Source organism: Litchfieldella rifensis (genome assembly GCF_042646605.1).
Lineage (GTDB): Bacteria > Pseudomonadota > Gammaproteobacteria > Pseudomonadales > Halomonadaceae > Litchfieldella > Litchfieldella rifensis.
Window position 1 is genome coordinate 361398 of sequence record NZ_JBHRUG010000048.1, and the last position, 20238, is coordinate 381635.

Here is a 20238-nt window from a genome sequence, read left to right on the forward strand (position 1 = left end):
TGCTGATGCCGCCGTGCTCAGGCTACTGCCCGACATCAGCCGTCAACCTGGAACTGCTGACCATCAATGAAGGCAAACAACGGGGGAGGACATAAAAATGGCCGAACAACCTCGCCAGCAAGAAGGGCACGATGATTCATCCGGCGGGCGATCCGCGAAAATGACGTGGGGCCTGCGCGCCTTCGGGTTGATCGTGGCGTTGGTGGTGTGGATCGCCATGGGGTTCTCCGAGGGACTGTCGTCGGACGCGCGCTGGGTCGCGACGATCGCCACCCTGATGGCAATCTGGTGGATGACCGAGGCGATCCCGCTTTCGGCTACGGCTCTTTTGCCGATCGTGTTGATCCCGATGTTGACGGCGCGCACCGTGGGTGAGGCCACGGCGCCCTACGCCAGCTCCATCGTGTTTCTTTTCCTCGGCGGCTTCTTGATTGCCATCGCGATGGAGAAGTGGAACCTTCACCGCCGGATCGCGCTGTTGACGCTCGCTCGGGTCGGGGTCGAGCCCAAGCGGATCGTGCTCGGCATGATGCTCGCCACGGGCTTCCTGTCGATGTGGGTCTCGAACACCGCGACGACGCTGATGATGCTGCCGATCGGGCTGTCCGTGCTCCGTCTGGTGGCGGAGCGTAGCGGCGAGTCCGCGGAAACGGTCGCCCCCGGCCACGACCCCGCAGGCCACGCGCACGACCACCACCGGGCCGGCCACGTGGACTTCATCTTCGACGACAACATCCAGCGGTTCGGTGTTTGCCTGCTCCTCGCGATCGCCTGGTCGGCGAGCATGGGCGGCCTCGGTACCCTACTCGGTAGCCCGCCGAATGCCATTGTCGCCGGCTACGCCGCTGATGAGCTGGGCCGTACCATCGGCTTCCTCGAGTGGATGCTGCTCGGCGTGCCGCTGGGCCTTACCTTCATTCTGGTGGGCTGGGTGCTGATGACCCGTGTGCTCTACCGGTTCAAGGTCGCGGAAATTCCCGGTGGCAAGGAGATGATCGACGGCGAGATCCACAAGCTCGGCCCGTTCAGTCAGGGCGAGAAGATGGTGACAATCGTCTTCTGCTCGGCGGCGTTCCTGTGGGTCGTGCCCGGGCTGCTGGCCAATATCCCGGGGGTGGGTGAGCGGCTGGGGCCGCTCGGTGAGCTCAACGACACCGCCATCGCCGTCGCCGCCGGCATCGCGATGTTCATCCTGCCCGGGAGAGGCCGGAACGAGGCGGTTCTGAACTGGCAGGATGCCGAGGACGGGCTGCCCTGGGGCGTATTGCTGCTGTTCGGCGGTGGTCTGAGCCTCGCCGGCGCGGTGGCAGCGACCGGCCTGGACGGCTGGTTCGGCGAGCAAATTACCGGGTTGCAGGTGTTGCCGATCGTGCTGCTGGTCGCCGCCGTGACCACGATCGTGCTTTTCCTCACGGAGGTGACCAGCAACACGGCGACGGCCGCGACCTTCATCCCCGTCCTAGGGGGCGTCGCGGTCGGCATCGGCGCCGACGCGATGACGCTGCTCATCCCGGCGGCCTTCGCCGCGACCTGCGCCTTCATGCTGCCGGTCGGCACGCCGCCGAACGCTATCGTCTTCGGCACCGGCGCGGTCACCATCGGCCAGATGGCGCGTGGTGGGGTCATTCTCAACGTCATCGGGATCGTCTTGATCACCGCCTTCTGCTATATGCTCGGCGGCTTCGCCCTCGGACTGCAATTCTGATCCCCCGGCGGTGGGCGGTGCCGCGCCGCCATGAACACCGCCTGGCAACGCTCGCACAGTCGCCGATCCACCGACTTTGCCCTAGCCGAAGTGAGGTGTGATAAGCCCTACTCCTCGGTATCCAGTGAAATGGATTGCATATAACGCCAAAGCTGCCGGGCCTGCGGGTTGTTGCTGTCGCACAGCCCAGCGGCAACGCCGGCCTGGTCTTCCTGCGATCGATGCTGGCCGAGTTTGGCCTTGCCGTGGATCTCGTGGATACGAATCCTGAAGCCGACGATGGCGGGAAGCAGTTTGTCCCGCAAGGCATCGCTCAACGTCTCGGGATCGTCGAGTAGTGCGGGTTCGTACTTGGCCAGCGTCTTATCGAGGATCTCGTGCGTGACAGACGAATCGAGCAGTTCGAGCGTGCCCTCGATGTGTACGACCGCGTAGTTCCAGGTCGGCACCGCCGGTTTCTGGGCATACCAGGTGGGAGAGATATAGGCATGGGGGCCGTTGAAGATCGTCAGCACTCTCTGACCGTCCAGGCCTCTCCAATGAGGATTGGCCCGGGCGAGGTGGCCGTACAGAGTGCCATGCTCCCCTTCATTGCGATTCAGCAGGAAGGGCAGATGGGTGGCCTGTAGTCCCTCACTGACGAGGACACCAAAGCTGAATTCTTCGATGAGAGCGAGAGCTTGTTCCTGGCGCATCGCCATGGAGGGTGGAATGTGCGTCATGTCAAAACCTCATGGGTCAAGGTGGAGAGCGCCGTGCGCTGGCGGCCGCGGTCATCGAAGTTGTCCGGTGACAGCCAGCGAGTGAAGGCGTTCTCCCGCGCGGGCCATTCGCGGTCGAGTATCGAGAACCAGGCGGTATCGCGATTGCGCCCAGCCACCACACGATGCTGGCGGAAGATCCCTTCGAAGCGGAAACCCAGTCGCTCGGCGGCGCGCCGCGAGGGAGCATTGAGCGCGTCGCACTTCCATTCGTAGCGCCGGTAGCCGAGCGCGAAGGCATGACGCATCATCAGCATCATCGCCTCGGTGGCGGCTGGGGTGCGCTTGAGGCGCGGCGTGAAGTGCAGGTGGCCGACCTCGATCGAGCCCTGTTCGGGGTCGATACGTAGGTAGGCGGCCACGCCCAGCGCCTGTCCGCTACCATTCTCGACGATGGCATAGAAGCTTGGATCGCGACTGGCCGCACGTCCGACCAGCCAGTCGCGGTATTGGGCGGTATTCTCGAAAGGGCGACCGCCCAGGTAGGTCCAACGTTCCTCCAGGCCCTCGCCGGGCGTAGCGCTCGGTTCGAGAAAGGCCGCATGCAGGTCGTTGGCGTGGCGGTCGACGTCGAGCGGCTCGACCCGTACCAGACGTCCCGACAGGGGCTCGGGTTCGGGGAAGACGGCGCCTCGCCAGTCCGCTACCTGCTTGCCAACGGGTTGGCCGTAGGCGTTCGTTTCCGTCATGGGGAACACTCCTCGAGGACCTTGCCGTCCACCGTCAGCGCATAGTGATGGAACACCGTATCTCGCCGCCAGCCCAGCGACTCGTACAACCGTTGGGCGGCATGATTCTCGATCTGGGTGGCCAGCTTCAGCTGCCTGACCCCGTTGTCCAGAGCCAGGTCGCGGGCGGCGGTCATCAGTGCCCGGCCAATGCCACGTTGGCGCGCGTGGGACGCAACGAAAAGGTCGTTGAGCAGCCATAACGGGGCCAGGCGTACGGTGGAGAAAAGCGGATAGAGCTGCACGAAACCCAGCAGATCACTCCCTTCGTCCTCGTAGACCAGCAGATGGGAGTCGCCCAACCCCAGGCGACGTGCCAGGAAATGGCGCGCGCCGGCGGGGTCCGAAGGTTGGCCGTAGAACACTCGGTAGCCGTCGAGCAGTTCACCGAGGGCTTCGATATCGCTCAGCTTGGCATGACGCACTGACATGGGAAGGTCCTCCTGGGGGGGGTGACACCCGCCCAGTTTGGCGGCATATTGGTTCCTGGATAAGAGCCAATTCCTGGAGAAATCATGGAACCGGTTATGAGCGTCGAGGTGGACTGGACGATCGAAGCGCTGGGGCTCGAGCTGGCCAAGCCGTCGTCGGCGCCACTTGCGCAACGTGTTTACCGAACCCTGCGCAACTGGATACAGGAGGGACGCCTGGTCAGTGGTCAGCGGCTGCCGTCCTCGCGCCGCCTGGCTCGCGAACTGGGCCTGGGTCGCAATACCGTGTTGGCCGCCGTCGACCAATTGATCGCTGAAGGGTTCCTGGAGAGCCGCCCCGGTGCCGGCACCTTCATCGCGGATGTGGCGTTCGAGGCCGTGGCGAGTCAGTGTCGCGAGACGAGTCCAGCAGCCGGCCAGGCTGAAGTGGGTGAGGCCGAGCTATCAACGCGCGGTATACAGCTGCTTGAATTCTGCGCCACCCTCGACGATCGCTTCGGCGCCTTCGCGCCCGGTGTGCCGGCGCTGGACCGCTTTCCCCACGAGCTCTGGCAACGCCTGTTGCGCCGCCATCTGCACACGGCTCCCACCCAATGGCTGGATTACCAGGCCCAGGGTGGGGTGCCGGCGCTGCGCGAGGCGCTGTGCGATTATCTGCGGCTATCGCGTTCGGTGCTTTGTCGGCCCGAGCAAGTCCTGATCGTTCAGGGTGCCCAGCATGGGTTCGAGCTGCTGGCGCGGATGCTCGGCGATGTCGGTGACCGGGTCTGGGTCGAGGAACCTGGCTACAGCGGTGCCCAGGCCTGTTTCAGTGCGGCAGGCTTCGAAGTGGAACCGGTTCCGGTGGATGCCGAGGGCATGAGCGTCGAGAGCGTCCCCGCCGGAGGGGCGTCGCCCAGGTTGATCCATGTCACGCCCTCTCACCAGTATCCCAGCGGTGTTACGATGAGTCTGGAACGGCGTCTGGCGTTGATAGAAGCTGCCGAGCGACACCGCGCCTGGATCGTCGAGGATGACTACGACAGTGAATTCCGCTATGGCCAACGCCCCATCGCCGCCTTGCAAGGGCTGGTCGACGGGGCTCGTGTCATCTATGTCGGCACCTTCAGCAAGGTGCTCTATCCGGGGCTGCGGTTAGGCTATCTGGTGCTGCCCGAGCCTTTGGTAGCGCCTTTCCGACGCGCCAATGCTCGCCTGCATCGCGAAGGGCAGTATCCGGTACAGGCGGCACTGGCCGAGTTCATCGCCCAAGGGCATTTCTCGCGCCATGTGCGGCGCATGCGGGATTGCTATCGCCAGCGACAGTCTCGATTGCGCGAGGCTCTGGCGCCGGCAGTAGCACGTGGCCTGACGCTTTCCGAGGGTCAGGCTGGCATGCATCTGGTAGCTTGGCTCGACGACCTGAAAACCGAGAGGACATTGGTGGCCCACGCCGCCGAGCAGGACGTCACGCTCTCACCGCTCTCGCGTTATTACCTGCGTCAACCGGGCCGCCCCGGCTTGGTACTGGGCTATGCCGGAGCGCGTGAAGACGAGATCGAGCGTGCCGGACGCTGGTTGGCGCGCGAATGGCTGGCACTGGAAGGGGAGCCCTGACTCGTTCAGCCGCGAATCAACACGGCATCGGGCGGGACTCGATACTCCTATTCCATGGAGGAGGTTAAGCCCGACCCATAAGGCCTCGCCGACAAGACGACGTCAATCGTTCCGAGGGGTGGGCCGCCGCGCCATCAGCGTGATCTCGACCCGGCTGTCGCCGAACAGCTTGGGGGATTCGGTGCAGGTGCGGGCGGGGTAGCGATCCTCCTCGAAGAATTCGACATAGGCTGCATTCATGATATCGATCTCGTCCAGGTCGGCCAGGTGCACGTCGACACGTACCACGTCATCGAGGCGGCAGTCCGCTGCCTCCAGTAGGCGTTGGAGTTGGCGCATTATCCAACGGGTTTCCTCGCCGACATCGCCGATCACGGTCTCGCCGCCCTGGATATCGGCTGCCGCCAGCCCGGAAGCGAACACATAGTCGTCATCCAGCACCAAGTGGCTACCGGGGAAGGCCGGGGCGGGCAGGGTGGGGTCGTTGCGATAATCTGGCATACAGACGTTCTCCTGCTTGTGCGATACCCGTTAGTGTAGTCGCTGCCGATCGCGCTCATTGCATGCCAGGAGCTTACGTGGAGAGCGGAAAGAGATATCGCGGTACCCACCATAGGAATACGGCCATGCCCAACAGCTCCACCAGCGATTGCATCACGATGACCACCGCGGTCAGTTCGAAGGCGGTGGGGAGGGCCAGGGCGATGGGCAGTACCACGAACGAGTTGCGGGTGCCGAAGCTGAAGGCCAGCACCCGTGCCTGTGTCGTCGGTAATCGAAACGCCCCCGCGAGCACACGGGCCAGCAGAGCGGCAAGCAGCAGGAAAGCGATGAACAGCGGCGCCACCCAGGCCAGCCAGTGAGCGGAGTCGACCACGGTATTGACCTGCGACACGGCAATCAGCAGGACTACCACGGCCAACAGCGGCACGGGAAACCAGCCAAGGGCATCCAGCAGGCGCATTGCCGGCGTGTGCCGTGCGCTCCAGGCCTGGGTCAGGCCGGCGGCCAGCAACGGCAACAGGATCAGGCTGACGAAGGCCAGCAGTAGCTCACGGCTGGCGAGGCCAATGGTCAGGTCGCGCTCGAAGAACAGCCACAGATAGAAGGGCAGCAGCAGGAGCTGCAACAGCAGGCTCAGCGGCGCAAAGGCGATGGCATGACGGCCATCGCCACCACCGAGTTGCGTGAAGGCGATGAACCAGTCGGTGCAGGGTACCAGCAACACCAGCAGGATACCCAGGCGGATAGCGGGATCCTGCGGGGCCAATTGCACCAGCCCCCACACCACGACGGGCAGGATCACGAAGTTGCCGAGCACCGCGGCGATGAGGAAGCGGCGATCGCCCAGCGCCTCGGGGAGCCTGGCCAAGGGGATCTGCGTGAAAGTGGCATACAGCAGCAGGCCCAGGATCGGCCACAGTAGCGGCTCGCTGAAGGGGCGTGCCTCGGGCAGCAGGGCGCCGCCGACGAGGCCGAAGAGTATCGCCAGCAGGTAGATCGCTACCTGGTAACGCTCCAGCGACTGGCGGGTCATGTGCCCCTGCCCTGCGGAAGGCTCAGGCGGTCGAGGCGCAACCGCTCGCGCTCGTCGAACATCCGTCGGCTGCCTGCGGCGACGGCGGCCAGGGTGCCGAAGCCGGTGCCCACGGTGATAGTGAACATCACCAGGATCTGGTATTTCACCGCCACGGAGGGTGGGCTACCGGCGAGGATCTGGCCGGTCATCATGCCCGGCAGGCTGACCACCCCGGCTGCCGCCATGGCGTTGATGGTCGGGATCATGCCGCTGCGCATGGCCTCGCGGCGGATGTCGCCGACCGCCTCGCGCCAGCTCTGCCCCAGCATCAGGCGGTTGTCGATCACTGCGCGTTGCTGCCAGACGGTGTCGGTGAGACGGTCCAGGGACAGCGCCACGCCGTTCATGGTGTTGCCGAGCATCATGCCCAGCAGCGGGATGGCATATTGCGGGGTGTACCAGGGGTCGGGACCGATGATCGCGGTCAGCGTCAGCACCGTGACGGTGAAGGACGACAGGAACATCGACAGGGTGCCGATGCCGAAGGCCCAGCCGCCGAGCAGGCGACGCTTCTGGCGGGCCATCACCTCGCGGCCGGCGATCAACAGCATGGCCAGTGCCATCAGCGCTACCCAGTGAAGGCGGGAGGCCGCAAACAGTGCCTCCAGTACCAGGCCGATCAACGCCAGTTGGAGCACGGTGCGGGTGGCGGCGATCAACAGGCTTCGGCCGACTTCCAGGCGGGCCAGATGAGTACAGCCGGCCAGCGCCACCACCATCAGTGCGGTGAGACCCAGTTGCCACCAGGCCAGATCGATCACTTTCATGTGATGGCCTCCAGATGCGTGTCACGGATACGGTAGTGGCGGTCGCCGACGCGGTCGATCTGTCGGGTATCGTGGGCGACCCACAGCACCGGCAAGTCATGGCGTTTGGCTTGCTTGCACAGCCAGGCCTCGCAGCGCTGGGTCGCGGCATCATCGAGATTGGCGGTGGGCTCGTCCAGCAGCAGCGCGTGGGGCGAGCGGGACAGCGCACGCAGCAAGGCAAGTCGTTGCTTCTCGCCTGACGATAGTCGTCCCACTTGCCAGTCGAGCGTCGTTTCCTCGAACCCCAGCGCGGCCAAGTCGTCGTATGCAGGCTCACCAAAGTGTTCACCGACGCGCTCCGACCACCACTGGCTCTCCGACGGCACCAGCATGACCAGGCCTCGCCACTGGTGGCCCTTGATCCGCGACTGCCGACGATCGCCCAGCCAGACTTCGCCGCCATGCGGCTCCAGGTCGGCGATGGCGCGCAGCAAGCGACTCTTGCCGGAACCGCTGGGGCCCGACAGGCACACGATCTCGCCCGGAGCGATGGTGAGGGAGACGCTATCGAGGGCGCCGATGGAAACCTGGTCGAGTCGCAGGGTGGTGTTCAAGTCGCCACCTCATGTGCGGGGCGTGGTTGGTCGTCCAGCATATATCGGATGATCATGATCTATAAACGCTCCACCTCCTGTGGCACCGGTCGGCAGACTCCTGGTGGTCTAGCATAAGGGAGAGCAGGAGGGAGGATGGATATGCCCCAGGCCGTTTTGCTCGATATCAGTGGCGTCCTTCACGAGGATGCCGTCCCGCTGCCCGGCGCCGTGGAGGCGGTGCAGCGATTGCAGGCTTCCGATATGGCCCTGCGTTTCGTGACCAATACGTCGCGCAAGACCGCAGCCACCGTCTATGCGGAATTGCTGGAGATGGGGTTTGCCGTGGAGCGTCAGCAGATTTTCACCGCACCGGGGGCTGTGAAGGGCTACCTTCAACAGCATCGCCTGCGGCCCTATCTGTTGATCCACGACAACCTCATCCCGGAATTCGAGGAGCTCGACCGGCACGATCCCAACGCGGTGGTAGTATGCGATGCCGAGCGGCGTTTCGACTATGCGCATCTGGATGACGCTTTCCAGTTGCTGCAGGACGGGGCCCCTCTGCTCGCCGTGGGGACCAACCGTTACTTCCGTCGCCAGGGTCGCCTGCATCTGGATGCCGGCCCCTTCGTCAAGGCTCTGGAGTACGCGGCCGATACCCGGGCGATTATCCTCGGCAAACCCGCGGGCGACTTCTTTCGCGCCGTACTGGAGGATGTGGGGGTAGAGGCGGCCGACGCCCTGATGGTCGGCGATGACGCCGAGGCGGATGTTGCCGCCGCCATGGCGGCAGGGCTGCAGGGCTGTCTGGTCAAGAGTGGCAAGTATCGGGAAGGGGATGAGAACCGGGCACCCGGAGCAAGAGCTGCCACCAGCCTGGCAGAACTGGTTGCGACTCTCTCCTAAGTCTCTCGTCAGGATCCCGGCGTCCCACGACCCGCCAGCTCGTCGAGAAGCCATTCGCGAAAAGCGGCCACTTTCTCACTCAGCGGCTGCATCTGTGAGTACCGTTGGACCAGGCCTGATGAGCGGCGCTCAAGTACTTTCTATTATCGTATACAGTTATGTCGACTATAAGTTGCAATAGTGTTGTGTTTATATCAGCCTGTTTTTGTATACACAAAAACAGCCAACACTAGGTCCTCATGCGCGAAACTCACAACACCCCATCCGTCTTCGACTTCCACGGCAAGCCGCCGCTAAGCAAGGCCGTGCCCCTCTCGCTACAGCACATCCTGGCCATGATCATGGGAACGGTGACCGTGCCGATCATCGTGGTTGGGGCAGTAGGCGCCTCCTCGGCCGAGATGATGACCCTGATCCAGATCTCGCTGATGGCCTCCGGGATCTCCACCCTGATCCAGCTCTATGGCCTGCGCCGCATCGGGGCGCGTCTGCCCACGATCTTCGGCGTCGGATTCGCCTATGTGCCGACGCTGACCGCCGTGGGGGCGCAGTATGGCCTTAGTGGCATCCTCGGGGCCCAATTGGTGGGAGGCATCACCATGATGCTGGTCGGGCTCTACATCCAGCGCATCCGTCACCTCTTTCCTCCGGTGGTGGCGGGCACCGTGGTGCTGGTGATCGGCCTGTCGCTATACGACATCGCCATCAATTACATGGCCGGTGGCGTCAGCAGTGCCGATTACGGTGAGCCGTCCCACTGGCTCGTGGCCCTGGTCACCCTGGGTGTGGTGCTGCTCATCTCCCAGTTCGCGCGTGGGTTCCTCAAGCTGGCGGCCATCATCTGCGGCATTGCGGTGGGCTATGGGCTGTCCTTGTCCCTTGGCATGGTGGACTTCGACCCCGTGCGCGAGGCCCCCTGGTTCACGGCGCCGCGTCTGATGCCCTTCGAATTGGAGTTTCACACCGCGGCGATCATTTCCATGGTGATCATCTGTGTGATCAACTCCGTGCAGACCATCGGCGATCTTTCGGCGACCTCGGTCGGTGGCATGAACCGGGAACTGAACACCCGGGAGTTGTCCGGCGGCTTGCTGGGCAATGGGGCCTGCACCGCCGTCGGGTCGTTGTTCGGGGCGCTACCGACGTCCTCCTATAGCCAGAATGTCGGCATCGTGGCCATGACCAAGGTGGTCAGTCGCTATGTGCTGGCACTGGCCGCGGTGTTCATGCTCGTCGCCGGTCTGATTCCCAAGTTCGGTGCGGTGATGACTACCATTCCCTATCCGGTGCTGGGGGGCGCCACGGTCATCGTGTTCGGCATGATCACCATGACCGGCATTCAACTGCTCACCAAGGACGAGATGTCGTCGCGCAACATGACCATTGCCAGCCTGTCATTGGCGTTGAGTCTCGGCATCTACGCCGCCCCCGAATCCATCTCACGGTTCCCCGAATGGGTCCAACTGGTGGTAGGCGGTTCGCCGATCGTCGTCGCTGCCTTTACCGCTTTCATTCTCAACCTGGTGCTGCCGCGTGTGACGCTGGCTGACGAAGCCACGGAGCGGGAATCGATGGCGGAAAAGATGAACGAAGACACATCGGCTCTGGAGTCTGAACGTCACCTGTCTTGAATGCCTGCCACCCAGCGTTCAAGGACGCCATCTCGCGGGGTGCTCCGCCTTGAGCACCCCGTGTTCGTCCCAGTCGTCCCAGCCGGTGAAGGGGATCGGCGTTTCGTCTTCCAGACTTTCCAGCCGCCGTGCCCAGTTGGCCTTGTCAGCCTCGAGTTGAGCCCGGAAGCTCTCTTCCTCTTGGTAGTTGAGCCCGCCGCCTTGCACACCATAAGTGATATGTGGCGCTATCACGTCCATGCCCAGGTAGTAGAGCGAGCAATGGATCGGCCACATCAGCGACACGATATGGCCGCTGCGCCCATGCAGTGAGAAGGTCGGCTCCGGTGCGCCGGTGGTCACCGAGCAGATTACCCGCTTGCCGGGGAAGCGGCCGCGATCGTAGCGCATGCTTCCGCTGTAGATTCCGCCATAGACGAAGATCCGGTCGAACCACCCCTTTAGCATGGCGGGCTGGGCATGCCACCACAGGGGAAACTGCAGGATCACCAGGTCCGCCCGCTCCAGGCGCGCGATTTCGCGCTGTACATCGGCGGGGAGGGTGCCGGAGTCGAAGGCGTGTCGTTGTTCCGTCAGCGGCGCGAAAGTGTCGGCGTTGGCTCTCTCGGAAAAATGCCTCGGGTGCTCCACCGGGTCGAAACCTTCGGCGTAGAGATCGGATATCTCCACCTGGTGGCCAAGCCGTTGCAGGGTTTCCACCGCCACGTCTTTCAGGGCGCCGTTGAAGGAGAGCGGCTCGGGGTGGCAATAGACGATCAGGATATCCATGTCGGGGCCTCGCGTGGTTTCTGTGATGGACACTCAGGCTAGACTTTGCAACAAAGAACCGACATTCCCCATCAGCAACAACGAGCTTTGCATGAATGAACAGAAGATCCAGTGGGAAGACCTCCGGGTAGTCCTGGCCATCGCCGAGACCGGCTCGCTGTCGGGAGCGGGGCGCAAGCTCGACCTGAGTCATGCCACGGTATTCCGCCGCCTGGGCGACATCGAGCGACGCCTGGGGGTCAGCCTGTTCGAGCGCTCGCGTCGCGGCTACGCGCCGACGCCGGCGGGGGAGGACCTGGCCGCTACCGCCGGGCGCATCGAGGTCGAAGTGCTGGGTGCCGAGCGTCGCGTGGTGGGGCGCGATCTCAAGCTATCGGGGACGGTACGGGTCACGACCACGGATACCCTGCTGATGGGGCTGTTGTCATCGATTTTCGCCGACTTCCGCCACGCCCATCCGGAGATCGTGCTGGAAGTCGCCGTGTCCAATCAGCTATTCAATCTCTCCAAGCGTGATGCCGACATCGCGGTCCGACCCTCGGCGGCGCCCCCCGAGATGCTGGTCGGCCGGCGAATCGGGCAAATCACCCAAGCGGTCTATGGCCATGCCGGCCGCCATGGCTCGCGGACTATGGTGCCCGATCTTGCCAGTGCCGACTGGGTGGGGCCGGATGCGCATCTTGGCTATGCGGCGCTGGAAACCTGGATGGCGGACGCCGGCGTGGACGCCCGCTGCCATTATCGGGTGGATAGCATGCTCGGCCTGTACCAGGCAGTGCGTGACGGCATGGGGCTGGCGGTGTTGCCCTGCTACCTCGCCGATGCCGACGAGGCGCTGGTGCGGGTCAACGCCCCCCTCCCGGAGCTTGCCACCGATCTGTGGCTACTGACCCATCCCGACCTGCGGCGGGTCGCCCGCATTCGCGCCTTCATGGATTTCGTCGCCGAGGGGGTCAGGGTACGGGATGACATTCGGTAACGTCAGGGGGTAGATTGGGAAAGCTGGATTTCAACACGCCATCCGGAGATGAGCCTTGGCTGTCTGTGTAAGTAATGACCACATCGTCTCGTTTGATGACGAGCAACTCGTGCTCGTCGACAGCGACGATCGCGAGATTGGCTTTTGCTCTAAATCCGAGGTGCACAAGGGTGAGGGCCAGCTACATCGGGCGTTTTCACTCTTCGTGTTCAATTCATCGGGGGAGCTCATTATCCAGAAGCGTGCGGCGAACAAGCAGCTATGGCCGGGTTACTGGTCAAACACTTGCTGCAGCCACCCTCGTCGTGGAGAAAGCATGGATGTGGCCATACAGCGGCGCTTGCGCGAGGAGATCGGCATTCACGCCTCGTTGACGTTCTTGTTCAAATTCCAGTACCAGGCAAGGTTCGGCGTTGTCGGGGCCGAGAATGAACTGTGCTGGGTATATGTCGGTTGCAGTGATGATGTACCCCATGCCAATGTCAGCGAAGTGTCCGGAATCCGGTATCTGGCACCGAGGAAGTTGGATAAGGAAATGAACGATGATCCGGACAAGTTTTCGCCCTGGTTCAAGTTGGAATGGATGCGAATAAGGCGCGATTACCCTGACCTGATGGCAGGCGGGAAATAAATCATGCTCTTACAAAGAAGTCGCTGAGAGCATTTCTCAGCGACCGGCTGTCAGAGGCATACCGTCCTATTCCTCGACTTCCCAGGCGGGATTCCAGGCCACTTCCCATAAGTGCCCGTCGGGGTCCTGGAAATAGCCGGCATAGCCGCCCCAGAAGGTCTCGTGAGCGGGCTTGGTGATCGTGGCACCGGCACTCTTCGCCTGTTCCATCACATCATCGACGTCTTCCCGGGAAGTGACGTTGTGCGCCAAGGTGAACTCGGTCGCGCTCGCTGCGCCCATTGGCAGATCCGCATCATTGGCGATACAACGGCGCGGCCATAGCCCCAGCTTCAGGCCTCCTTGCAGGTCGAAGAAGGCCACGGCGCCATCACCTTCCTCGAACTCCTCGCCGACGATACCTTGCGATTCCAGGCCGAGACCATCGCGATAGAAGCGCAGCGCGCGTTCCAGATCGTCGACCCCCAGCGTGATAAGCGTGAGACGTGGTTGCATGGGTACTCTTCTTCGCGGTTGGGGAGGTGGTATTTCAAGATAGATCAAATTGCCGCATGGCGTAGCGGCTGGAGCAAGCCGTCGACTCGCTTATCGGGTTACGAGAACCTACCGGTGTAGCGACAGGAGTTCTCCTTCGACATCATGTCCCTACCATGGTCGCGTGGAGAACAGCGGTTCACGTATCGTACTCATCGTGACGGCGGTTCCAGATGTATGGCGCCGTCTGGGGCCAGCCCTCGGGCGAGTCCTCCCAAGTCTCCTGGCGACCGTACGGGGTCAGGTCCAGATAGGTCCAGTGGCTGCCCAGGTATTCGACGCCGCGCTTCCCGGTGAAATACGTCCTGTAGATATCGTTACCGTTGCGCAGGAAAACGCTCACGCCATGCTTCTCTCCGCGGTCGGCGGCAGGGTCGTTCCTGTCGCCTATCGTGACGCCCATGTCGAGGTTGAAGTCGCTGCCGTTTGAGGAATACCAGGGTAGATGCCTCCATCCCATGCGTGCCTTGTAGCGTTCCAGCTTGGCCAGTGGGGCACGCGATACCATGACAAACGACGTATTGCGAGCATGCAGGTGGGCGGGGTGGGTCATGGCATCGGCGACCCAGGAGCAGCCGTCGCAACCGGCTTCCCAGTCGGGTCCGAACATGAAGTGATAAACGATCAATTGCCGGCGCCCTTCGAAAAGATCGAGTAGGGTCACCGCGCCTGATGGCCCTTCGAAGACGTACGCCTTCTCCACCTTCACCATCGGTAGCCGACGGCGTTCCGCGTTCAATCTGTCATGAGCGCGGGTCAGCGCCTTCTCCTTGGCGATCTGTTGATCTAGTGCGGCCTGCCACTCATCCATCGAGACGATAGGGGGCAGGGGATTGCGAGAATTGTTCACTGCGGATTTCTCCGGAATAAGCGAGTCGGTATTCAGCTTTGCGAAAGTCACGTTTCAGGCCAGATTGAGTTGCCACGAAACGCCAAAGCGGTCGTTGACCCAGCCGAACCTGGTGCTGAAGCCGTAGTCGTCGAGTGGCATCAACACTTCACCATCCGCCGACAATCGTTCGAAAGCCTCGTCCAGTTCGGACTCGCTCTCGCACTCGACGAACAGCGACATCGATGGGGTAAACGTGAAGTCGTGTCTCACCGGACTGTCGATGCACAGGAACTGCCGGCCGCTCAGGGTGAACTCGGCGAGCTTGACGCTGCCTTCCGCTCCTGGCTCGTCAGGGCCATAACGTTCCATTTGGATGATCTCGGAGTCGGCGAATAGGGAGACATAGAACGTCATGGCCTCCTCGGCGACCCCATCGAACATCAGGTGCGTCGTGACGTGATGTGCCATCGGTAGTCCTCCTCCATTCGTTCGAACAACGGCCAGAAGGGCGGTGGTGTGCGGCCCTCCAATACCTCGACCAGAATGGCGAGATGGGTGTGCCAACCTCCGGCCACGTCGACCAGGGTATCGATGTCGCCCAGCCGGCGATGGGTCAGTACCAGTCGCACAAGGTCGCCTTCCTTGCTGAGCTCGAAGGTCACCTCGGAAGGGGCTTCGTTGCCGCCACCCCAACTCAGGGCCAGTAGATGGGGTGGTTCGTAACGCAGGATTTCGTGCTGAGTGGTACAGCCGTCCTCGAACTCGCGAAAGCGCTCCGGTGCGGGGGCCTGGTGCGGTGACAGGCTGGCATGGTCGAAATGCAGGGCGAAGGTACTACCCGGTCGAGGCTCCATGTCGCCGGCAGCAAGCCATTGGGCTCGCTTGTCGGATTCGGTGAGATAGGCCCAGACCCGCTCGATGGGGCCGGGCAGCAGGCGCTCGAAACGGATTGAAGTCGAGTCGAGCAGTTGACCATGTTCATCGCTCTCCATGATTGCCCCCTTTATTTTTCATGGCTTTGACTGGCATCTTCAGCCCTTAGGGCATCCTCCAGGGCATCCAGGCGCTTGCTCCAGCAGCTTTCGTAGAAGCGTAGCCATTCATCTGCCGCGGCAAGCGGGTCTGGATTGAGTTGGCAAAAATGAGCTCGACCCTCCACACGGCGATGGATCAGGCCTGCCTGTTCCAGCACGCGCACATGCTTGGACACCGCCGCGAACGACATCGAGAAGGGCGAGGCCAACTCGCCGATCTTGCGCTCGCCTGAGGTGAGGCTCTTGAGCATTGCCCTTCGGGTCGGGTCGGCCAGGGCGTGGAAGATCCGGTCCAGGACCATCGTCTGTTGTTCAACCATATGGTTTAGATAGAAGAGGGAAGATAGTCTGTCAACCGTTCGGTTGAATATTGGTTTGGGGTCATTTCGACCCCGATAAGGGGTAGCATCGGTGTGAGGATACCGACCGGGACAACACGATGATCCGACTCCATCACAGTGTCAGCGCGCGTTCCTTTCGTCCCCTATGGATGTTCGAGGAGTTGGGGCTGCCCTACGAACTGGTGATGCACCCTTTCCCGCCCCGAGTGCACGACGAAGCCTTCCTGGAGATCAATCCACTGGGTACGGTGCCGGCCCTGTTCGATGGCGAGGTGCGCATGACCGAGTCCTCGGCCATCTGCCAGTACCTCGCCTCGCGCCATCCCGAGGCTGGCCTGGAGGTGGGCCCTGATGAGCCGGCCTACGCCGACTATCTCAACTTCCTGCACTTCGGCGAGGCCACCCTGACCGTCCCCCAGACCCTGGTACTGCGCTACGGACACTTCGAGCCGCCCGAGCGTCGACAGCCTCAGGTGGTGGAGGACTACGCCCGCTGGTTCCTCTCCCGGCTGCGTACCCTGGAACCGCGGCTGGCAAGCGAGCCCTTCATCTGCGCCGGCCGCTTCACCGCCGCCGACGTCTCGGTGGGCTATGCGCTGATGCTGGCGAGCCATATCGGCCTGAGTGAGCGCTTCAAGCCCGCCGCGGCCGACTACTGGCGGCGCCTGCAGGGGCGGGAGGCCTTCCAGCGCGCCCTGACCGCCCAGCATGACGCGGCCTTGGAACAAGGCGTCTCGCCGAAACCGGCGATGGAGATAGGGTAAAGCGTAGAGTGGCTTGGAGGGGGAGAAGCAGGCTATCCGGGGTGGCTTTACCGATTCCGGATCAGATCGCATGCCCAGGGCAGCGCTTCCGGGTATTCGTCGCCGTCCAGAATGAACTCCTGGCCCCGCGCCGCCGCAGTCAATTCCGTGTGATCGGTGTGCTGCCGCCAGCGCTGCCGGTTGGCGTGATAGGTCAGGGGCGTGCGGCCATCGACCGGATAGCACCAGCTGGGAAGCCGCCAGGTGGAAGTCTTGGTTGCGTGGGGCGCGGTCAGCTGCCGGCTCGGCGAGAAATGGGGGAAGACACCGGCGCCCGGCAGCGTTTCGTTCAGCCCGTCGATGCGTAGCTGGCGGCTCGCCAGGTAGAGCACGTTGTTGGGATCGCCCTGCCGCTGAAAGTGAGGGTGATAGGCTGCCCAGTCATGGTCGCCGGATTGAGCCTCGTCCACTGCCAACATCTCTGCCACCTGCATCCAGCCCCAGATGACGTGGCAGGGTCGGGCGTCAGGTGTCCAGCGCCAGCTGCCATGGTGATGTTCGACACGCCGGAAGCGCCCGAAGAACAGGAAGAGATCCCCCGGGCCGACCCGGTGGTTGCGCAGGTGCCCCTGGGCCTGTCCGATCTGGCCGAAGATCGGTCGCCAGCCCGGCTTCCGGAGTAGCATGTTGCCTGTCAGGTCGGGATCGAGGTGAGCGCGATCGTCGGGCGCCACCTTGCCCTTGGTGAGCTGGTTGACCAGATCGCCAAGCGAGCTCCCATCATAGGTGATATCGCGGTAGCGGATACCCGATTTCCCGTCTGGAATGGGCAGGGCAAGCATGCGGCCATCGGCAAAGATGGGGCTGGGCACGCCCCCGGCGGAGGAGTCGAAGCCCTTGCGGCTAAGGATCAGTTTCATCCCGTTTCCTGTGGCCGTACCTAACGAATATTAGAATCAGTTTAGTCGCCAGCCGCATCGAGCTGCTGGGCTCTCAACCAGGCAATCTCCTCCGCCCAGATCGCCGGCTCGATGGTCTCCAGCACCATGGGAATATCGTCGATGCGCGGGTCGCGCATGATGGTGGTAAAGGCGTCGAGGCCGATATTGCCTTGACCCAGGCTGTGGTGGCGGTCGACGCGGCTGGCGAACCCGCTCTTGGCGTCGTTGAGGTGCATCCCCTGCAGATAGCCGAAACCGACCACGTTATCGAATTCGTTCAGTGTGGCGATACAGGCCTCCGGCGTACGCAGATCGTAGCCAGCGGCAAAGGCGTGGCAGGTATCGATACACACCCCGACCCGTGACTTGTCGTCGACCTGCTCGATGATCTCGGCCAGGTGCTCGAAGCGCCAGCCCAGGTTACTGCCCTGGCCAGCGGTATTCTCGATCACCGCCGTGACGCCCTGGGTGCGCGAGAGGACTTCGTTGATGGAATCGGCGATGCGGGTCAGGCACTCGCTTTCGCTGATCTTGTTCAGGTGGCTGCCGGGGTGGAAGTTGAGCAGGGTGAGGCCCAACTGCTCGCAGCGTTGCATCTCGTCGAGAAAAGCCTCCCGTGATTTCTGCAGCCCCGCAGCATCCGGATGGCCGAGATTGATCAGGTAGCTGTCGTGGGGAAGGATTTGCCCCGGTGCGAAGCCATGCTTCTGGCAGGTGTTGCGGAAGGCCGCGATGATGTCATCCGTCAGCGGCTTGGCGCGCCACTGACGCTGATTCTTGGTGAACAGCGCGAGAGCGTCGGCCCCGAGTTCGACAGCGCGCAACACGGCCTGATCGGGGCCGCCGGCGGCACTGACATGGGCTCCGAGATATTTCATGGAGACGCTCCTCCAATCACGTTCACACACTGCCTTGAGGTCTGCCAGGCATTTTCGGCATCACGCTAGCCTAGCGTCATCACATGGCCGATGCACCAGTCTCGAGGCTAGATCTTCCAGGGCAACGGTGGTGGTAGCAGCCGCCCCGGTACTGGGGAATCAATTGTTCAGCGGTTCCCAAAGCGATAGAGCAGGAAACGGCCGAGCCTTCGGAAGGCGGGAACGGATTGGCACCAGAGGATCGTCAGGCGAGTGGGCCATGTCATTCTGGCGATCTGTGCTGGATCGTCTAGCCCGGAGAGTTCTTTGACGAGTTTGAGCTTGGGAACCTGGCGCTCGAGCTCGCGCGGATCGTCTATACCCCAGTGCAGGGAAGCCCCGGCTACTCTGATCGGTGGAGCGAGCCTGAGAAGACTGATGGCGAGCCGGCTGTAGCCGTCGAACGCCAGTTCTCCACTCGGGAAATAGGCGGTGAGCGTATCGAGCAGCCGGAGCACTTCGTGTTTGCGCAGATAAGGGAGGAGCCCTTCGGCGATCACCATCACGGGGTGCTCCGACGGCACATCGCTCAACCACCCCGAATCCATGACGGATGCTCCGATCAGGCGGCACCCATCGCGTTCCGGGTACAAGCGGCGGCGCAGAGCGATCACCTCCGGGAAATCGACATCGAACCAGCGTACGCTGATGGGTGGCTCGAGCCGGAACACCCGGCTGTCCAACCCACAGCCAAGGTGCAGTACCGTCGCGACGGGGGTGTGGTTGATGAATTCCCAAGTCCAGTCATCGAGGATCTTGGCCCTCAGTGCCAGGCCGATCATGGGGTCGTGCGGGACGTTCAGTTTCGCGAAATCGTAATCGATCCGACAAATCGCTTCGGCGGCGAACGCGTCCTTGAGCAGCGAGTCCGGCATGCGGCTCTCCATGGCCTTGGCATAGAGCGTGATGAGGAACGTCTCCTGCTTTCCGCTCAGAGCGATCTTCTCGGCTGGCATCCGCGTCTCCCGGCTCATGAACACAGTGTAAGTAAGTGCTTGCTGGGGCGACTAAGAAAAATTCACAAGGTGTGACAAGTCCGCAGTCGTTGGGGCATCGGGGCGAAGTGAGGACCAGCTCTATCTGGGGATGATGCAAGCGGTCCAGTCGCGGGTGATGGGGCTGGATATCGAGGAGGAAGGAGATGTCTGGTGTGCTGAAGGTGGTGGAGTGAGCCATGTTGCCGGAGCTCTTGCTGATGGTGTCGCTGAACCTGGGGGCCGATCCGGTGGCGACAGCGCTGGCGCGCTTCGAGCAAGTCAATGCCTACCAGTTGACGCTACATAGCCAGGGACCTAGCGGTGAGGAGGAGGTCATTCACTATGCCTACCGGCGGCCCGGCTTTGTACGCATGGACATGGTCAAGCCCTTCCGTGGCGCGGTGCTGATCTACGACCCCCATGCCCATGAAGTACGCCTCTGGCCGTTTGGATCCCCTGGGCGCCGTGCCGGCCTGACACTGAGTCCCAATAACCGCCTGGTGCGTAGTGCCCGCGGGCATCGGGTGGATGAATCGGATGTGGGCACGCTGCTGCGTAACGTGCAGCGCCTGCAGCAACAGGGAGAGCTCCGCCAACTGGGCGAGGACGCCATCGACGGTCACTCCGTCCATCATCTGGAAGTGGAGGGAGAGGCGGGCCATACCGTGGAAGAGGTGGCCCGCTTTGAGCTGTGGCTCGATAGCGAGACCCTGTTTCCCCGCAAGGCGGTTGGCTATGACCGACACGAGAGGATGTTGGAAACAGTGACGCTGAAGGATATCGTTGTCGACCCCGATCTGCCCGAGGACTTCTTCTCTCCCTGAACGGGAACGTGCACAAGGAGCACGCATGACAGAGT

The 20238-nt window shown here is 62.7% G+C and carries 24 protein-coding genes; 8 read left to right on the forward strand and 16 right to left on the reverse strand.

Translation table 11 applies throughout. The annotated features are described in order from the left end of the window. Window positions 1-97: 97 nt before the first annotated feature. Window positions 98-1705, forward strand: coding sequence for an SLC13 family permease (locus tag ACFOEV_RS21330; RefSeq protein WP_386776924.1), 1608 nt, complete (start codon window positions 98-100; stop codon window positions 1703-1705). 107 nt (window positions 1706-1812) lie between these two features. On the opposite strand, the gene ACFOEV_RS21335 is transcribed toward ACFOEV_RS21330, so the two are convergent. The 3 genes from ACFOEV_RS21335 to ACFOEV_RS21345 are packed head-to-tail and all read right to left on the reverse strand — an operon-like array spanning window position 1813 to window position 3625. Next, entirely contained in the window at window positions 1813-2427 is a 615-nt protein-coding gene (locus tag ACFOEV_RS21335) for an FMN-binding negative transcriptional regulator (protein WP_386776926.1), read from the reverse strand. Further along, window positions 2424-3155 (reverse strand): GNAT family N-acetyltransferase, encoded by a 732-nt coding sequence (locus ACFOEV_RS21340; protein WP_386776928.1) that lies wholly within the window; start codon window positions 3153-3155, stop codon window positions 2424-2426. Before ACFOEV_RS21340 ends, ACFOEV_RS21335 begins: the two co-directional genes overlap by 4 nt. Continuing rightward, on the reverse strand, window positions 3152-3625 hold the full coding sequence (locus ACFOEV_RS21345) for a GNAT family N-acetyltransferase (RefSeq protein ID WP_386776930.1): 474 nt from the start codon (window positions 3623-3625) through the stop codon (window positions 3152-3154). Before ACFOEV_RS21345 ends, ACFOEV_RS21340 begins: the two co-directional genes overlap by 4 nt. Window positions 3626-3709: 84 nt before the next feature. Between ACFOEV_RS21345 and pdxR the strand changes: the two genes are divergently transcribed. Beyond that, on the forward strand, window positions 3710-5221 hold the full coding sequence (pdxR, locus tag ACFOEV_RS21350) for a MocR-like pyridoxine biosynthesis transcription factor PdxR (RefSeq protein ID WP_386776932.1): 1512 nt from the start codon (window positions 3710-3712) through the stop codon (window positions 5219-5221). A gap of 102 nt (window positions 5222-5323) precedes the next feature. Here the strand turns inward: pdxR and ACFOEV_RS21355 are convergent, their stop codons facing one another. The 4 genes from ACFOEV_RS21355 to ACFOEV_RS21370 form a co-directional block, all read right to left on the reverse strand. Then, window positions 5324-5722 carry a RidA family protein gene (locus ACFOEV_RS21355; protein ID WP_386776934.1) on the reverse strand — a complete coding sequence of 133 codons (399 nt, stop codon included), beginning with the start codon at window positions 5720-5722 and terminating at the stop codon, window positions 5324-5326. A 73-nt stretch (window positions 5723-5795) separates the two neighbouring features. Beyond that, complete coding sequence (locus ACFOEV_RS21360) at window positions 5796-6758, reverse strand: arsenic resistance protein (protein ID WP_386776936.1); 963 nt, start codon at window positions 6756-6758, stop codon at window positions 5796-5798. Beyond that, complete coding sequence (locus tag ACFOEV_RS21365; RefSeq protein WP_386776938.1) at window positions 6755-7567, reverse strand: ABC transporter permease; 813 nt, start codon at window positions 7565-7567, stop codon at window positions 6755-6757. Before ACFOEV_RS21365 ends, ACFOEV_RS21360 begins: the two co-directional genes overlap by 4 nt. After that, window positions 7564-8163 (reverse strand): ABC transporter ATP-binding protein, encoded by a 600-nt coding sequence (locus tag ACFOEV_RS21370; protein WP_386776941.1) that lies wholly within the window; start codon window positions 8161-8163, stop codon window positions 7564-7566. Before ACFOEV_RS21370 ends, ACFOEV_RS21365 begins: the two co-directional genes overlap by 4 nt. A gap of 141 nt (window positions 8164-8304) precedes the next feature. On the opposite strand from ACFOEV_RS21370, the gene ACFOEV_RS21375 reads away from it, so the two are divergent. Beyond that, window positions 8305-9051 (forward strand): TIGR01458 family HAD-type hydrolase, encoded by a 747-nt coding sequence (locus ACFOEV_RS21375; protein ID WP_386776943.1) that lies wholly within the window; start codon window positions 8305-8307, stop codon window positions 9049-9051. A 239-nt stretch (window positions 9052-9290) separates the two neighbouring features. Beyond that, a complete protein-coding gene (locus tag ACFOEV_RS21380; RefSeq protein ID WP_386776945.1) occupies window positions 9291-10682 on the forward strand; it encodes a uracil-xanthine permease family protein in 1392 nt (463 codons plus the stop codon). 18 nt (window positions 10683-10700) lie between these two features. On the opposite strand, the gene ACFOEV_RS21385 is transcribed toward ACFOEV_RS21380, so the two are convergent. Further along, window positions 10701-11450, reverse strand: a complete 750-nt coding sequence (locus tag ACFOEV_RS21385) for an NAD(P)H-dependent oxidoreductase (protein ID WP_386776947.1) — start codon at window positions 11448-11450, stop codon at window positions 10701-10703. A gap of 91 nt (window positions 11451-11541) precedes the next feature. On the opposite strand from ACFOEV_RS21385, the gene ACFOEV_RS21390 reads away from it, so the two are divergent. After that, entirely contained in the window at window positions 11542-12429 is an 888-nt protein-coding gene (locus tag ACFOEV_RS21390; protein WP_386776948.1) for a LysR family transcriptional regulator, read from the forward strand. Window positions 12430-12484: 55 nt separating this feature from the next. Next, window positions 12485-13060, forward strand: coding sequence for an isopentenyl-diphosphate Delta-isomerase (gene idi, locus ACFOEV_RS21395; protein ID WP_386776950.1), 576 nt, complete (start codon window positions 12485-12487; stop codon window positions 13058-13060). 66 nt (window positions 13061-13126) lie between these two features. Here idi and ACFOEV_RS21400 read toward each other — a convergent pair whose 3' ends face one another. The 5 genes from ACFOEV_RS21400 to ACFOEV_RS21420 all read right to left on the reverse strand — a co-directional run bounded on the left by ACFOEV_RS21400 (window position 13127) and on the right by ACFOEV_RS21420 (window position 15762). Further along, window positions 13127-13555 (reverse strand): VOC family protein, encoded by a 429-nt coding sequence (locus tag ACFOEV_RS21400; protein WP_386776952.1) that lies wholly within the window; start codon window positions 13553-13555, stop codon window positions 13127-13129. 178 nt (window positions 13556-13733) lie between these two features. After that, complete coding sequence (locus tag ACFOEV_RS21405) at window positions 13734-14444, reverse strand: DUF899 domain-containing protein (protein WP_386776954.1); 711 nt, start codon at window positions 14442-14444, stop codon at window positions 13734-13736. Between the two features lie 54 nt (window positions 14445-14498). Then, window positions 14499-14894 (reverse strand): VOC family protein, encoded by a 396-nt coding sequence (locus tag ACFOEV_RS21410; protein WP_386776956.1) that lies wholly within the window; start codon window positions 14892-14894, stop codon window positions 14499-14501. After that, window positions 14867-15418 carry an SRPBCC family protein gene (locus ACFOEV_RS21415; RefSeq protein WP_386776958.1) on the reverse strand — a complete coding sequence of 184 codons (552 nt, stop codon included), beginning with the start codon at window positions 15416-15418 and terminating at the stop codon, window positions 14867-14869. The genes ACFOEV_RS21410 and ACFOEV_RS21415 overlap by 28 nt, the downstream gene beginning before the upstream one ends. 11 nt (window positions 15419-15429) lie before the next feature. After that, on the reverse strand, window positions 15430-15762 hold the full coding sequence (locus ACFOEV_RS21420; protein ID WP_386776960.1) for an ArsR/SmtB family transcription factor: 333 nt from the start codon (window positions 15760-15762) through the stop codon (window positions 15430-15432). Window positions 15763-15899: 137 nt separating this feature from the next. On the opposite strand from ACFOEV_RS21420, the gene ACFOEV_RS21425 reads away from it, so the two are divergent. Further along, the gene (locus ACFOEV_RS21425; RefSeq protein ID WP_386776962.1) at window positions 15900-16565 is read left to right on the forward strand and encodes a glutathione S-transferase family protein; all 666 of its coding nucleotides are present in this window, start codon (window positions 15900-15902) and stop codon (window positions 16563-16565) included. Between the two features lie 47 nt (window positions 16566-16612). Here the strand turns inward: ACFOEV_RS21425 and ACFOEV_RS21430 are convergent, their stop codons facing one another. The 3 genes from ACFOEV_RS21430 to ACFOEV_RS21440 all read right to left on the reverse strand — a co-directional run bounded on the left by ACFOEV_RS21430 (window position 16613) and on the right by ACFOEV_RS21440 (window position 19358). Then, window positions 16613-17464: an Nmad3 family putative nucleotide modification protein gene (locus ACFOEV_RS21430; RefSeq protein ID WP_386776964.1), complete on the reverse strand. Its 852-nt coding sequence runs from the start codon at window positions 17462-17464 to the stop codon at window positions 16613-16615. 41 nt (window positions 17465-17505) lie between these two features. Then, the gene (gene nfo, locus ACFOEV_RS21435; RefSeq protein WP_386776966.1) at window positions 17506-18363 is read right to left on the reverse strand and encodes a deoxyribonuclease IV; all 858 of its coding nucleotides are present in this window, start codon (window positions 18361-18363) and stop codon (window positions 17506-17508) included. Between the two features lie 167 nt (window positions 18364-18530). Then, window positions 18531-19358, reverse strand: a complete 828-nt coding sequence (locus ACFOEV_RS21440) for a class I SAM-dependent methyltransferase (RefSeq protein WP_386776968.1) — start codon at window positions 19356-19358, stop codon at window positions 18531-18533. A 218-nt stretch (window positions 19359-19576) separates the two neighbouring features. Here ACFOEV_RS21440 and ACFOEV_RS21445 point away from each other — a divergent pair, with 218 nt between their 5' ends. Beyond that, window positions 19577-20203, forward strand: a complete 627-nt coding sequence (locus tag ACFOEV_RS21445) for a LolA family protein (RefSeq protein ID WP_386776970.1) — start codon at window positions 19577-19579, stop codon at window positions 20201-20203. Window positions 20204-20238: the final 35 nt, after the last annotated feature.